The organism is Azospirillum isscasi (assembly GCF_030849505.1).
GTDB classification, from domain to species: domain Bacteria; phylum Pseudomonadota; class Alphaproteobacteria; order Azospirillales; family Azospirillaceae; genus Azospirillum; species Azospirillum isscasi.
The window spans coordinates 1-13,317 of sequence record NZ_JAUJFI010000035.1 but is presented as its reverse complement, the minus strand read 5'-3'; the positions used below and the strand labels follow the sequence as shown (position 1 = coordinate 13,317).

Annotated in this window: 15 protein-coding genes; 9 read left to right on the top strand and 6 right to left on the bottom strand. The window is 69.3% G+C overall.

Translation table 11 applies throughout. The features are described 5' to 3' along the window. Positions 1 to 182 precede the first annotated feature (182 nt). The 9 genes from rpmH to QSG27_RS09750 all read left to right on the top strand — a co-directional run bounded on the left by rpmH (position 183) and on the right by QSG27_RS09750 (position 7,281). On the top strand, positions 183 to 317 hold the full coding sequence (rpmH, locus tag QSG27_RS09790) for a 50S ribosomal protein L34 (protein WP_149468452.1): 135 nt from the start codon (positions 183 to 185) through the stop codon (positions 315 to 317). Between the two features lie 5 nt (positions 318 to 322). Further along, positions 323 to 790 carry a ribonuclease P protein component gene (rnpA, locus tag QSG27_RS09785; RefSeq protein ID WP_306705585.1) on the top strand — a complete coding sequence of 156 codons (468 nt, stop codon included), beginning with the start codon at positions 323 to 325 and terminating at the stop codon, positions 788 to 790. Beyond that, positions 787 to 1,107, top strand: a complete 321-nt coding sequence (gene yidD, locus QSG27_RS09780; RefSeq protein ID WP_079285227.1) for a membrane protein insertion efficiency factor YidD — start codon at positions 787 to 789, stop codon at positions 1,105 to 1,107. Before rnpA ends, yidD begins: the two co-directional genes overlap by 4 nt. Positions 1,108 to 1,133: 26 nt before the next feature. Further along, positions 1,134 to 2,873, top strand: coding sequence for a membrane protein insertase YidC (gene yidC / locus QSG27_RS09775; protein WP_306705583.1), 1,740 nt, complete (start codon positions 1,134 to 1,136; stop codon positions 2,871 to 2,873). 144 nt (positions 2,874 to 3,017) lie between these two features. Continuing rightward, complete coding sequence (gene yihA, locus QSG27_RS09770; protein ID WP_306705580.1) at positions 3,018 to 3,680, top strand: ribosome biogenesis GTP-binding protein YihA/YsxC; 663 nt, start codon at positions 3,018 to 3,020, stop codon at positions 3,678 to 3,680. Positions 3,681 to 3,684: 4 nt separating this feature from the next. Further along, complete coding sequence (locus tag QSG27_RS09765; protein WP_306705577.1) at positions 3,685 to 4,947, top strand: cation:proton antiporter domain-containing protein; 1,263 nt, start codon at positions 3,685 to 3,687, stop codon at positions 4,945 to 4,947. Between the two features lie 89 nt (positions 4,948 to 5,036). After that, entirely contained in the window at positions 5,037 to 5,936 is a 900-nt protein-coding gene (gene argB / locus QSG27_RS09760; protein WP_306705635.1) for an acetylglutamate kinase, read from the top strand. A gap of 23 nt (positions 5,937 to 5,959) precedes the next feature. Further along, positions 5,960 to 6,283, top strand: a complete 324-nt coding sequence (locus QSG27_RS09755) for a hypothetical protein (RefSeq protein WP_306705575.1) — start codon at positions 5,960 to 5,962, stop codon at positions 6,281 to 6,283. 14 nt (positions 6,284 to 6,297) lie between these two features. Then, positions 6,298 to 7,281 (top strand): magnesium transporter CorA family protein, encoded by a 984-nt coding sequence (locus tag QSG27_RS09750; RefSeq protein WP_306705574.1) that lies wholly within the window; start codon positions 6,298 to 6,300, stop codon positions 7,279 to 7,281. A 32-nt stretch (positions 7,282 to 7,313) separates the two neighbouring features. Here QSG27_RS09750 and QSG27_RS09745 read toward each other — a convergent pair whose 3' ends face one another. The 6 genes from QSG27_RS09745 to QSG27_RS09720 all read right to left on the bottom strand — a co-directional run bounded on the left by QSG27_RS09745 (position 7,314) and on the right by QSG27_RS09720 (position 13,223). Beyond that, positions 7,314 to 7,574 (bottom strand): hypothetical protein, encoded by a 261-nt coding sequence (locus QSG27_RS09745; protein ID WP_306705572.1) that lies wholly within the window; start codon positions 7,572 to 7,574, stop codon positions 7,314 to 7,316. A gap of 99 nt (positions 7,575 to 7,673) precedes the next feature. Further along, positions 7,674 to 8,228, bottom strand: coding sequence for an MAPEG family protein (locus tag QSG27_RS09740; RefSeq protein WP_306705570.1), 555 nt, complete (start codon positions 8,226 to 8,228; stop codon positions 7,674 to 7,676). 7 nt (positions 8,229 to 8,235) lie between these two features. Continuing rightward, complete coding sequence (locus QSG27_RS09735; RefSeq protein ID WP_306705568.1) at positions 8,236 to 9,192, bottom strand: acetyl-CoA carboxylase carboxyltransferase subunit alpha; 957 nt, start codon at positions 9,190 to 9,192, stop codon at positions 8,236 to 8,238. Positions 9,193 to 9,279: 87 nt separating this feature from the next. After that, a complete protein-coding gene (locus QSG27_RS09730; RefSeq protein ID WP_306705566.1) occupies positions 9,280 to 10,206 on the bottom strand; it encodes a DMT family transporter in 927 nt (308 codons plus the stop codon). A gap of 235 nt (positions 10,207 to 10,441) precedes the next feature. Next, positions 10,442 to 12,046, bottom strand: coding sequence for a malate synthase A (gene aceB / locus QSG27_RS09725; protein WP_306705564.1), 1,605 nt, complete (start codon positions 12,044 to 12,046; stop codon positions 10,442 to 10,444). Between the two features lie 142 nt (positions 12,047 to 12,188). Continuing rightward, a complete protein-coding gene (locus tag QSG27_RS09720; protein WP_306705562.1) occupies positions 12,189 to 13,223 on the bottom strand; it encodes a site-specific tyrosine recombinase XerD in 1,035 nt (344 codons plus the stop codon). Positions 13,224 to 13,317: the final 94 nt, after the last annotated feature.

Here is a 13,317-nt window from a genome sequence, read left to right as displayed (position 1 = left end):
CACGGCGGGGGAGGCAGCCGCCTACCCCTTTTCACCCCCCTTTGCGCCACCCTTCGCGCCTTTGCCCATCCGGACGGAGAATATTTCCCACGCACGGGGGGCAGCGCGCGATTGACTCCGGGGGGCGGTACCTCTATACAGCGGGGCTCATTTTTTGCCCTGAGATCGAGGAGTATGGTGCCGTGAAACGCACGTTCCAGCCCAGCAAAATCGTGCGCAAGCGCCGGCATGGCTTCCGCGCCCGCATGGCGACCGTCGGTGGCCGCAAGGTGATTGCCCGCCGCCGCGCCAAGGGCCGCAAGGTCCTGAGCGCCTGATACGCATGGCGGCGCCGGACCCCAGGGTCGGGCGCCTGAAGCGGCGGCCGGAATTTCTGGCCGTGGCCGGTACCCGGCGCAAGCATGTGGCTCCCGGCCTTATCCTGCAGGTGCGCCGACACGACGAACGGCAGCGGCCCGCTCCTGGCGAGCCGCCGATTCGTCTTGGCCTGACGGCGAGCCGCAAGGTGGGGAACGCGGTCGTGCGCAATCGCGCACGCCGCCGCCTTCGCGAAGCGGCCCGCCAGATTCTGACCGCCCATGCGGCCCCCGGTCACGATTTCGTGCTGGTGGCACGCGCCGCGACGGCCGAAAGGCCGTGGACGGAGCTGCTGGGCGATCTGATTGCGGCGCTGAAACGCCTCGGCCTGTGGCGCGATGCGCCCAAGAGCGAGGCGAATGGCGGGCCAAACGCCGTCAAACCCAACGGCGGGACCGGTGACGGTTCCGGCGGCGGGGAGGCCGGCGCGTGAGCCCGCTTGCCTATTTTCTGCGCGCGCTCGTGGTCGGCTATCAGTGGACCCTGTCGCCCTTCATCGGGTGGCACTGCCGATTTCAGCCGACCTGTTCAAACTATGCGCTGGACGCGCTATCTAAGCACGGAGCGATCCGGGGCAGTTGGCTGACCGTCCGGAGGCTTCTGCGCTGCCATCCCTGGGGCGGGTGGGGATATGATCCCGTGCCCGAGCCGGGGCGGTCCACCCGCTGTTCGCACGGGCCGGACGACGCGGCGCATCGATGCAGCAACTCGCATGCCGGCCTGAAAACCGGCGTTCGGCCCCCTTCTTGAAGAAGGCCCACGGCAACCGGGATGCCATGACCGATCAACGCAACCTCATCCTCGCGATCGCTCTGTCGATCGCCATCCTCCTGGGATTCCAGTATTTCTACGACGGACCCCGGGTGAAGCAGCAGCAGGCCGCGCAGCAGGCCGCCCAGACGGAGCAGTCGGTCGCCCCCGGCGCCGCTCCCGTGCCGGGCGCCGCTCCCGGTTCGGTGCCCGGCACCGCGGCCCCGGCCACGGTCCGCGACCGCGCCGGCCTGCTCGCCGAGCAGATGGCCGCCGGAACGCGCGTCAAGATCAACACGCCGTCGCTGCACGGTTCGGTCAATCTGGTGGGTGGGCGCATCGACGACCTGACGCTGGCCGACTACCGCGTCACCCCCGACCCCAAGAGCCCGGAAATCGTGCTGCTGGCCCCCGCCGGCACGCCCGATGCCTATTACGCCGAGTTCGGCTGGGTCCCGGAGGACAAGTCGCAGCCGGTTCCCGGCGCCGACACCCGCTGGACCGCCGCCGGCACCGCCCTGACGCCGGACCAGCCGCTGACCCTGACCTGGGACAACGGCAAGGGCCTGGTGTTCGAGCGCACCATCGCGGTCGACCAGAACTTCATGTTCACGGTCACCCAGAAGGTGCGCAACACGGGCTCCACCCCGGTCAGCCTGCTGCCCTACAGCCTCGTCAGCCGCGCCGGCACGCCGCACACCGACGGCTACTACATCCTGCACGAAGGCCCGCTCGGCGTCTTCGACGGCAAGCTGAACGAGCACAAGTACGACGATCTGCGCAAGGCCGGCACCATTTCCGCCCAGAGCACGGGCGGCTGGATCGGCATCACCGACAAGTACTGGCTGGTCTCGCTGGTCCCCGACCAGAAGGCCCCGATCACCGCCCGCTTCGTCCACTCCGCCCCCGGCGCCGCCGACCGCTATCAGGTCGACACGCTCGGCAAGGCCGTGGAGGTCGCCCCCGGCGCCACCATCGAGCTGACCGACCGCCTGTTCGCCGGCGCCAAGCAGGTCCGCCTGCTGGACGAGTATTCGGACAAGCTGGGCATCGCCAACTTCGATCTGGCGATCGACTTCGGCTGGTTCTACTTCCTGACCAAGCCGTTCTTCTACGGCCTGGACCTGCTGGGCCGCCTGTTCGGCAACTTCGGCATCGCCATCCTGGTCTTCACCGTGATCGTGAAGGCTGCCTTCTTCCCGCTGGCCAACAAGTCGTATCACGCGATGGCCAAGATGAAGAAGCTGCAGCCCAAGATGATGGAGCTGCGCGACCGCTTCGGCGACGACAAGGTCCGCCTGAACCAGGAGATGATGGCACTCTACAAGCGCGAGAAGGTCTCGCCCGTGTCGGGCTGCCTGCCGATCCTGATCCAGATCCCGGTGTTCTTCGCGCTGTACAAGGTGCTGTTCGTGACCATCGAAATGCGGCACGCGCCGTTCTTCGGCTGGATCCACGACCTGTCCGCGCCCGATCCGACCACCATCTTCAACCTGTTCGGTCTGATCCCGTGGCAGCCGCCGCACATCCTGATGCTGGGCCTGTGGCCGATCATCATGGGCATCACCATGTACTTCCAGCAGAAGCTGAACCCGGCGCCGCCCGATCCGGTGCAGCAGAAGGTGTTCCAGTTCCTGCCGATCATCTTCACCTTCATGCTCGCCAGCTTCCCGGCTGGTCTGGTGATCTACTGGGCCTGGAACAACACGCTGTCCATCGCCCAGCAGTGGATCATCATGCGGCAGGACGGGGTGAAGGTGACCTGACGGTCCGTCCCGCCTGACACCCGGCCTCCCTGACGTCAGGGCATCGACCGCCGGCAAGCGCCTCCCTTGACGGGCGTTTGCCGGCGGTTATGTTTTGGGCCGGTCACGAATGTCCGTAGCCCGTGTCTTTCGAAAGCGCCGTCCATGACCACGTCCAACAGCTCCCCGATCTCCGGTTTCGACGAGGAGGCCCTGGAAGCGGGGCGGCTTCTGTTCGCCAAGGAATGCGACTTCATCTGGGGCGCCCAGACGGCGGAGCAGCTGCCGGAGGCCGACCTGCCGGAGGTCGCCTTCGCGGGCCGTTCCAACGTCGGCAAGTCCAGCCTCGTCAACGCGCTGACCGGGCGCAAGACGCTGGCCCGCACCTCCAACACGCCGGGCCGCACCCAGCAGCTCAACTTCTTCAACCTCGGCAACCGGCTGAAGCTGGTGGACATGCCCGGCTACGGCTACGCCAAGGAATCGAAGGAGAAGATCGAGATCTGGAACGACATGGTGCGCCGTTTCCTGCGCGGCCGCGTCACGCTGCGCCGGGCGCTGGTGCTGGTCGATTCGCGCCACGGGCTGAAGCCCAACGACGAGGAGATCATGACGATGCTCGATCAGGCCGCGGTGCCCTACGTCGTCGTGCTGACCAAGTCGGACAAGGTGAAATCGCAGGAGCTGGCCGAGGTGAGCAAGCGCACCGTGGCGGCCATCAAGAAGCATCCCGCCGCCTTCCCGGAGATCCACGTCACCAGCTCCGAGAAGGGTCAGGGAATCGCGGAGCTGCGGGCCAGCCTCGCCCAGCTCGCCAGCCTGGGATGAGCCGATGCCCTTCGAGCTGACGCCGGCCCTGCTCTTCCTCATCCAGGCCATCGTGCTGATCGCCGGTCCGTTCCTGCTGTGGCGGCTCTCCGGTCTGAAGCATGTGGCCCCGATGGTGGTCATCCAGATCCTGTTCGGGATCGCGCTCGGTCCGTCGGTTCTCGGGCACGCCGCCCCGGAGATCTGGCACCCCCTGTTCGCCAAGGGCTCGCTGGCGCCGCTGTCGGGGCTGGCATTGCTGGCGGTGGTCTTCTTCGCCTTCCTGACCGGGCTGCACCTCGATCTGGCGGAGTTCAAAGGACGCGGGCGTGCCTTCGTCGGGATCAGCCTGTCCAGCATGATGGTGCCGACGCTGGTCGGCGGGGCGCTCGGCTGGTGGATCGTCGACGCCTTTCCGGAGATGGCCGGGCCGAAGGCCGACCCGCTGCTGTTCGCCGCCGGCTTCGGGATCTGCGTCGGGGTGACCGCCCTGCCGGTGCTGGGCGCCATCCTGCGCGAGATGGGGCTGATCGGGGAGCGGGTCGGGCGGCTGGCGCTGGGTTACGCGGCGGTCAACGACGCGCTCCTGTGGATTCTCATCACCGCGGTTCTCGCCCTGGCGGCGGGGGGGAGCGGCAGTTTCGCCGGGGTGGCGCAGATCGCCGTCCTGGGCTTCGCCTATCTCGCCGCGACCGAGCTGTTCGCGCGGCCCCTGCTGACCCGTCTGATGAACCGCATCGCCCCGGACGGCGCGGTCGGCGACATGGTGGTGGTGGTCACCTGCGCCGCCCTGCTGGGCTCCGCCGCGGTGACGGAGCTGATCGGGCTGCACTACATCCTGGGCGCCTTCGTGGCCGGCACGGTCATGCCGCGGCGGCTGGCGGCGGCCATCCTGGACCGGCTGGAGCATTTCGCCACGCTGATCCTGCTTCCCTTCTTCTTCACCCTGACCGGGCTGAAGGTCGATCTCGACCTCGCCGCCTCGGCGCAATGGTGGGTCTTCGCGCTGGCGACGGCGGCGACCATCGCCGGCAAGGTCCTGGGCACCGCCCTGCCCGCCCGGCTGTCGGGCGAGAGCGCCGCGGATTCCTGGCGGCTCGGCACGCTGATGTCCTGCAAGGGGCTGATGGAGGTGATCGTCCTGACCATCCTGCTGGAGGCGGGGGTGCTGTCGGACGCCTGCTTCTCCGCCATGGTGCTGATGGCCGTGGTGGTCACCGCCCTGACCCAGCCGATGACCCTGCTGGCCGGATGGCTGGCCGGACGGGCCGGCGCGCGGCCCGCCTGAAAAAGCCCCCTAGGCACCCCCCGCGCTTTCCGTTAAAGAGTCGGCGGAATCTCACCCGATTGGCCCACCCCGACGAACGGCTCCATCCCGTGCAGAACACGACCCGCGACGAGTGGCTCGCCAAGGCCCGCACCCTGTCCGAAGCCCTGCCCTACATGCGCCGCTACGCCGGGCGCACCTTCGTCATCAAGTACGGCGGCCACGCCATGGGTGACGACAGCCTGGCGGAGAAGTTCGCCCGCGACATCGTCCTGCTGAAGCAGGTCGGCATCAACCCCGTGGTCGTGCACGGCGGCGGCCCGCAGATCGGGCAGATGCTGCAGCGGCTGGCCATCAAGTCCAGCTTCATCGACGGCCTGCGCGTCACCGACAAGGAGACGGTCGAGGTGGTCGAGATGGTGCTGGCCGGCTCCATCAACAAGCAGATCGTCGCCGCCATCAACAACGCGGGCGGCCGCGCGGTCGGCCTGTCGGGCAAGGACGGCAGCCTGATCACCGCGCGCAAGCTGCGCCGCACCCAGCGCGACCCGGACAGCAACATCGAGAAGGTGCTGGACCTCGGCTTCGTGGGCGAGCCCTATCAGGTGAACCCGCAGATCCTCACCTCGCTGGCCCAGTCGGACATCATTCCGGTGATCGCCCCGATCGGCTTCGACCGCAACGGCGACACCTACAACATCAACGCCGACACCGCGGCGGGCGCCGTCGCCTCGGCGCTGGGCGCCACCCGCTTCTTCCTGCTGACCGATGTCGCCGGCGTTCTGGACAAGAACAAGGAGCTGGTGCCGCGCATGTCGCTGGACCAGGCGCGCGCCGCCATCGCCGACGGCACCGCCACCGGCGGCATGATCCCGAAGATCGAGACCTGCATCGACGCCGTGGAACAGGGCGTGGACGCCGCCGTCATCCTGGATGGCCGCGTGCCGCACGCCCTGCTGCTGGAGATCTTCACGGAGGGCGGGGCCGGCACGTTGATCGGCCGCGACTGAACGGGGAAGCGAGGGGGACCGCCATGTCCGACGTCCGCAAGGATCTGCTCCGCCAGATGAAGGCCATCCGCGAACGGATGGACCCGAAGCTGCTGGAGCGCGCCAAGCTGTCGGTCTTCGGCAAGGTCCCGTACGACCGCGACTCCGCCAAGGAGGCCGTCGGCCATTTCCTGGACTCCAAGGACGACGGCGGCGCCTTCCGGCGCAAGCTGGAGGACGCGCTGCGCAAGGACGGCGCGCCGCTCGACCTGCCGGCGGACGCGGGGGGCGGCGACGCCCTCAGCCTCCCTGGCCCCGCCGAACCGGCCCCGCCGCGCAAACCCCGCCGTCTCGGCCGCCTCGTTTAAGGCGGGCCGCCGCCATGCTGCACGTCTTCGCCCGGGACGGCGACCGGCTGCGCTGGGCCAGGGAGGCCGAGGGCGTCACCGCCCCGCTGCCCGTCGAGGCGGTCTGGCTCGACCTGCAGAACCCGACGCCGGAGGAGCTGGCCCGCGCCGAAGCGCTGATGGGCGTCAAGCTGCCCACGAGGGAGCAGATGGCGGAGATCGAGGAATCGAGCCGTCTGCGCATCACCCCCGGCGCCGTGCACATGACGGCGCTCGTCCTGGTCTGGGCCGACACCGACCAGCCGCGCATCGTCCCCGTCAGCTTCGTCCTGGCCGGCGGGCGGCTCGCCACCATCCACACCGTCGATCCGCAGCCCTTCCTGGCCGTCCGCCGCCGCGTGACCCGCAACGGCGGCGCGGAGGCCACGGCGGAGGCCGTTCTGGCCGCCCTGCTGGACGGGGTGGTGGAGCGCACCGCCGCCGTCCTGCGCCGCGTCGGGCTGGAGCTGGACACCATGGGCAGCCGGTCCTTCCGCGGACGCGCCCTGCCGGTCAAGGGGGAGCGGCGCGACGACACCCGCACGCTGAAGCGCATCGGCCACACCGGGCATCTGGTCGGCAAGGCGCATGTCAGCCTGTCCACGCTCAACCGCATGCTGACCTTCCTGGCCCGCGGCGAGGGCTGGACCCCGGCCAAGCGGACCCGGCGCTGGGCGCGTGCGGCCCTGCAGGACGTCACGGGGCTGGGCGAATACGCCCGCTTCCTGTCGGGAAAGGTCAGCCTGCTGCTGGACACCACGCTGGGCCGGATCAACGTAGAGCAGAACGAGATCGTGAAGATCGTCTCGATCCTGACGGTCGCCCTGTTCCCGCCGACGCTGGTCGCCAGCGTCTACGGCATGAATTTCGCGCACATGCCGGAGACGGGCTGGACGCTGGGCTACCCGCTGGCGGTCATGCTGATGATCCTGTCGGCGGCGCTGCCCATGCTCTATTTCAAGCGGCGGCGCTGGCTGTAGACGTCGCCGCCGCGCCGCTCAATTCGCGCCGCTCAATTCGCGCCGGGCGAGGCCGCTTCCGTCTTCCGCACTCCGCCCAGCTTTTCCCGCGTCTCGGAGAATTCCTTGCGGACCTCCGCCCATTCCTTGAGGATCTTCGCCGTGGCGAAGACGAACAGGCCATGCGCGGCGCCGATCTCCACGCCGATGACGTCCTCCAGCATGGTGTCGAACAGTTCGAGCAGAGCGCTCAGCAGAAGGATGGCGGACAACCCGATCTGAACCAGCGACGGGCAGCGCAACAGGACTCTCATGGCGACTCCGACGGTCGGAAGGCGTGCGCGCGTTATGCGGCACCTCCTATGCCATAAGTCGGACTCCTTGGGGAAACAGGTTGTGAAAACCGGGAGGAATCAGGCGACGGCGAGCAAAGCCGCCCAGCCCAGCACGACAAGGTTGACCGTCAGCGTGATGGCCATACCCGGCGCCCGCACATAGGGGTGGATCAGATAACCCGCCCAGAACAGCAGGCGGCCCAGCACGAACAGCGCCACCGCCAGCCGGGCGAAGCCCAGGTCGGGAAGCGGCATCTGCGCCACCAGCGCCGCCAGGGCGGGCAGGAAGATCAACGTCTGCTCCACCGTGTTGGCCAGCACGCGCTGGGCGATGCGGTAGAGGCGCGATTCGGGATCGTCGATGGGGTTCAGCGCGACGGAGCGAGCGCGGGCGACCATCACCCCGCCGACCGTCAGGCACAGGACCAGCGCCGGCCACAGGGCCAGCCGCCCCCAGAAGGCCATGCGCGCCCCCGGATCGGCGATGCCGGGCGGGGGCGCGAACAGCGGATGCAGAAGCCACAGGGCCAGCAGCGTGGCCGCCACGGCGGACAGGTTGACGGTGGCCGCCAGACGCAGAAGACGGGCCTTCGGAGGACGGGTCTTCAGAGGACGGGTCTGCGGGGCGGCCACGGGCGTCTTACCCCAGGCCCTTCTGGCCCATGTCGAGGAACTTCTGGCGGCGCTGGGCGCGGATCGCGTCGCCGTCCAGCCCGTCCAGGTCGCCCAGCGACTCCTCGATGGCGTCGCCCAGCGCCCTGACGATCTCCGCCGGGTCGCGGTGGGCGCCGCCGATCGGCTCGCTCACCACCCGGTCGATGACGCCGAGCTCCTTCAGGTCGTGGCTGATCAGGCGCAGCGCGACGGCGGCCTCGCCGGCCATGTCGGGGTTGCGCCACAGGATCGACGCGCAGCCTTCCGGCGAGATGACGGAGTAGATGGCGTGCTCCAGCATCAGCACCCGGTCGGCGGTCGCGATGGCGATGGCGCCGCCGGACCCGCCCTCGCCGATCACCGCGGCCACCATGGGCACGGTCAGGCGCAGGCAGCGCTCGATGCTCTTGGCGATGGCCTCGGCCTGGCCGCGCTCCTCCGCCTGGACGCCGGGGAAGGCGCCGGCGGTGTCGACCAGCGAGACGACCGGCAGCTTGAAGCGGTCGGCGAGGTCCATCAGGCGCTGGGCCTTGCGGTAGCCCTCGGGCTTGGCCATGCCGAAGTTGTGGCGCACGCGCGTTTCGGTGTCGTGGCCCTTCTCCTGCCCGATCACCACGACCGAGCGGCCGCGGAACCGGCCCAGCCCGCCGATGACCGCGCGGTCTTCGGCAAAGCCGCGGTCGCCGGCCAGCGGCGTGAAGTCGTCGATCAGCCCCTTCACATAGTCCAGGCAGTGCGGACGGTTCGGGTGGCGGGCCACCTGCACCTTCTGCGCCGGGGTGAGCTTCGCGTAGGTCTGCCGGAGGAGCTTGTCGACCTTGGTCTGCAGCTTGGTGACTTCGTCGGCGATGTTGATGTCGCCGGCGTTGGTCAGATGGCGCAGTTCCTCGATCTTGCCTTCAAGCTCGGCGATCGGCTTTTCGAATTCCAGGAAGGTTTGCATGCCGGAAGGATCACGGACCGAATAAGATTGGACGCGGACGTCGCGGACCGGCCTTGGTACCACGGTGCGCGGCGGCGATGCCACAGCTTATCGCGCGAAACGGCGGCCAAAGCTGACCAGAAGCACGCCCGCCACGATCACCCCCGCCCCGCTCCACACCCAGGGGGAATAGCGTTCCCCGAACAGCAGCGTCCCGGTGCCCAGCCCGACGGAGGTCGCCACATAGCCGATCTGGCTGAGATAAACCGGCCCGGCGACGATCTGGAGCCGGAAATACAGCACATAGGTCAGCGCCGTCACCGCGATCTGGAGCAGGGCCAGCCCCGGCACCAGCCCCAGCAAGGGCAGCTCCGACATGGCCCCGGTGCCGAGCAGGGCCAGCGCGACCCAGGCCGCCCCGCCCAGCATGGTGCCCGCGGCCAGCGCCACCGGCTGGCCCCCCGGCGGCCAGGCGACGGTGCGGTAGACGTTGCCCGCCGCGACCGACAGCGGCATGGCGAAGGCCAGCGCCATCCAGCCGGCCAGATCGGGCGAGGGCAGGCTGCCGCGCGGCCCGACGATCATCAGCGCACCGGCAAAGCCCAGCAGGATGCCGGCCACCCGCCCACGGTCCGGCTTTTCGATCCGCACCGCCACGGCCATCAGCAGGGTCAGGATCGGCGGCAGCGTGTAGACCACCGCCGACAGCCCCGCCCCCAGCGGCGGCAGCACGAAGAACAGCACCACGTTGGGCAGGGCCACCGACAGCAGGCCGGACACCGCGAAATAGCGCAGCCGGCGCCCGCTCGACGGTCCGGCGGGAATCAGCGGTTGCCGCTTGATGCGCGCCAGCCCGGCCAGAAGCAGCCCGGCGCCCAGCGTCATGGAAAAGGCCCAGGGCAGCGGCGGCACCCCCGCCGCCTGCGCGTATTTCGTGACGGGAAAGATCACCCCGATCATCCCGCCGACCGACAGCAGGAGAAGCAGCGATTCGACCCCGCGCGACGCCGGCGGAACGGTGGCGGGTGTGGACACGGGAACGAAACCTCCGGCTCGGGACGCGGGCAGGTCAGCGAACATGGCGAGTCCCCGCCTTTTGCCAAGCAGGTCGGGCACCTTGGGAAAGCGCTTTGCACGCATGGCCCCCTCCCCAGCCCTCCCCCGCTGCGCAGGGGAGGGTGCCTTCTGCAAGGCGGCGGCAGTCCCCTCCCCTGCGCAACGGGGGAGGGATAGGGTGGGGGCCTTCAGGTGAGGGCTTGGAAAGGGGGCCTCACGCCCCTTGCGCGACGATGCGGTCGTAGGCCGGCAGGGTCAGGAAATCCACGAAGTCCGTCCGCTCCACGAGGTCGCGGAGCATCACCGCGGCCTCCTCGTACAGCCCCGTGTCGAAGGCGCGGTCGCCGACGCGGGCCTTCCAGGCGGCCAGTTCCTCGGCGATGGTCTCGTCCACCAGTTCCATCGTCACCGGGCGCCCGTCGTCCAGCGTGGCGCCGTGGTGGACCCACTGCCAGAGCTGGGTGCGGCTGATCTCCGCGGTGGCGGCGTCCTCCATCAGGTTGAACAGCGGCACGCAGCCGACACCGCGCAGCCACGCCTCCAGATAGCCGATGGCGACGGCCACGTTGTTGCGCAGGCCGCGCTCCGTCTTCGGCCCCTCCGGCACGGCCAGAAGGTCGGCGGCGGTCACCGTGACGTCGGCGCGCTTGCGGTCGATCTGGTTGGGCTTCGCCATGTAGGCGTCGAACACCTCCCGCGCGACGGGGACGAGGCCGGGATGCGCCACCCAGGTGCCGTCATGGCCGTTGGACACCTCCCGCTCCTTGTCGGCGCGGACCTTGGAAAAGGCGGTCTCGTTGGCCGCGGGATCGTCCTTCACCGGGATGTAGGCCGCCATGCCGCCGATGGCCGGCGCCCCGCGGCGGTGGCAGGTCTTGACCGCCAGCAGGCTGTAGGATTGCAGGAAGGGCGTCGCCATCGTCACCTCCGCCCGGTCGGGCAGGACGGCGGCGGGGTCGTTGCGGAACTTCTTGATGAAGCTGAAGATGTAGTCCCAGCGCCCGCAGTTCAGCCCGGCGGAATGGTCGCGCAGCTCGTAGAGGATCTCGTCCATCTCGAAGGCGGCCAGGATCGTCTCGACCAGAACGGTGGCCTTGACCGAACCGTGCGGGATCTTCAGGTAATCTTCGGCCACCGTGAACACCTCGTTCCACAGCCGCGCCTCGAAATGGCTTTCCAGCTTCGGCAGGTAGAAGTAGGGGCCGGACCCGCGCGCCAGAAGCTCCTGCGCGTTGTGGAAGGCGTAGAGGGCGAAGTCGAACAGCGCGCCGGACACCGGTTCGCCGTCGAGACGGACGTGCTTCTCCTCCAGGTGCCAGCCGCGCGGGCGCACCTTGAGGACGGCGGTCTTGTCGTTCAGCCGGTACTTCCTGCCCGAGGCGGGATCGTCGAAGGCGATGCTGCGGCGCACGGCGTCGCGCAGGTTGATCTGGCCGTCGATCAGGTTGGCCCAGGACGGGCAGCTCGAATCCTCGAAATCGGCCATGAAGACCTTCGCGCCGGAATTCAGCGCGTTGATGATCATCTTGCGGTCCACCGGCCCGGTAATCTCCACCCGGCGGTCGAGCAGGTCGTGCGGCAGCGGCGCGACGGTCCAGTCGGCCTCGCGGATGGCGCGGGTTTCCGGCAGAAAGTCCGGCTTGTGCCCCTGGTCGATCAGCGCCTGCCGCTTCGTCCGCACGTCGAGAAGGCGCAAGCGCTCCGACCCGAACCGGCCCTCCAGCTCCGCCAGGAAGGCCAGCGCCTCCGGCGTCAGGATCTGCTCGAAGCCGGGCTTGATCGGACCCAGGATCTCAAGCCCGGAAATGGTCGTGGCCATGCGGTTCCCCCCCTGTTCGTCGCGCGGCGGTCCGGCGCGGACGCCGGCCACCCCCATTGGAACAAGGGCTATACCACAGCGGGAGGACCCGCCATAGCCGGATTGGCATTTTTTGAAAGGACCAACCCCTTTGCGCGCAACGCTATTGCGTACGAACGGTTTTTCGCCGGGCCAGCGGGTGATGTTCGTGGACGACCTGTTTCAGCCGCTCCGACACGACGTGGGTGTAGATCTGGGTGGTGGCGATGTCGGCGTGGCCCAACATCTTCTGGACCGAGCGGAGATCCGCCCCGCGGTCCAGCAGGTGGGTGGCGAAGGCGTGGCGCAGGACGTGGGGGCTGACCTTCTCCGGGTCGATGTTCGACTCGATGGCCAGTTCCTTCAGCAACTGCGCGAATCGCTGGCGCGTCAGGTGCCCGTTGGTGGAGCTGCGCGAGGGAAACATGAAGGCCACCGGCCCGTTTTCCCGCCCCGCCAGGATGAAGTGGGTGCGCCAGGGCAGATAGACGGCCAGAGCGGCGGAGGCCGGTTCGGACAGCGGCACCATGCGCTCCTTCCCGCCCTTGCCGCGCACGATCAGCCCGCGCCCGTCGCGCAGGATGGCCGCCATGGGCAGGCCGACCAGCTCCGACACGCGCAGCCCGGTGGCGTAGAGCACCTCCAGCAGGGCGACCAGCCGCAGCCCTTCCGGCCCGCCGCGGGTCTGGGCGGAGTCGATCATACGGGTGACCTCCTCCACCGTCAGGATCTTGGGCAGCGGGCGCCCCTGCTTGGGGCTGTCCAGCGCCGAGGCGGGGTCGTCCTGCCGCCGGCCCTCCGACACCAGGAAACGGTAGAACTGGCGCATCGCCGACAGGCGGCGGGCCACCGTGCGCGGCGCCGGCTTCTGCCCGCCCTCCACATACTGGAAGGCGAGGTAGGCGCGCAGATCCTCCGTCCCCGCCTTGTCCAGCGGCAGCCCGCGCTGGGCCAGCCACAGGCCGAGGTCGGCAAGGTCGCGCTCGTAGGCCACGCGGGTGTTGAGCGCCGCGCCCCGCTCCGCCGTCAGCATGTCCAGGAAGGCATCCACATGGGGCGACGCCGCGACCGGGCGCGGTTTGCAGGGGCGCCCGCGCCGCTTCGGGTGGGCTTTGGCCGGCTGGGCTTTCGGCTGGGTCGTTTTGGGCATGGGGCTCATCCGGCCAGGGCCGCGGCGGCTTCACGGGCGATGGCGCGGGCGTCGTCGTCCAGCCCGACGGCGCGCAGGGCGGCCACCACCCGCGCCACCACCG

Excerpts from the sequence above, each read along its gene's own strand:
- QSG27_RS09765 (WP_306705577.1), top strand. The coding sequence starts at position 3,685 with ATGCCCTTCGAGCTGACGCCGGCCCTGCTCTTCCTCATCCAGGCCATC.
- aceB (WP_306705564.1), bottom strand. The coding sequence starts at position 12,046 with ATGGCCACGACCATTTCCGGGCTTGAGATCCTGGGTCCGATCAAGCCC.
- QSG27_RS09755 (WP_306705575.1), top strand. The coding sequence starts at position 5,960 with ATGTCCGACGTCCGCAAGGATCTGCTCCGCCAGATGAAGGCCATCCGC.
- QSG27_RS09750 (WP_306705574.1), top strand. The coding sequence starts at position 6,298 with ATGCTGCACGTCTTCGCCCGGGACGGCGACCGGCTGCGCTGGGCCAGG.
- QSG27_RS09735 (WP_306705568.1), bottom strand. The coding sequence starts at position 9,192 with ATGCAAACCTTCCTGGAATTCGAAAAGCCGATCGCCGAGCTTGAAGGC.
- QSG27_RS09720 (WP_306705562.1), bottom strand. The coding sequence starts at position 13,223 with ATGAGCCCCATGCCCAAAACGACCCAGCCGAAAGCCCAGCCGGCCAAA.
- yidC (WP_306705583.1), top strand. The coding sequence starts at position 1,134 with ATGACCGATCAACGCAACCTCATCCTCGCGATCGCTCTGTCGATCGCC.
- yihA (WP_306705580.1), top strand. The coding sequence starts at position 3,018 with ATGACCACGTCCAACAGCTCCCCGATCTCCGGTTTCGACGAGGAGGCC.
- QSG27_RS09745 (WP_306705572.1), bottom strand. The coding sequence starts at position 7,574 with ATGAGAGTCCTGTTGCGCTGCCCGTCGCTGGTTCAGATCGGGTTGTCC.
- rnpA (WP_306705585.1), top strand. The coding sequence starts at position 323 with ATGGCGGCGCCGGACCCCAGGGTCGGGCGCCTGAAGCGGCGGCCGGAA.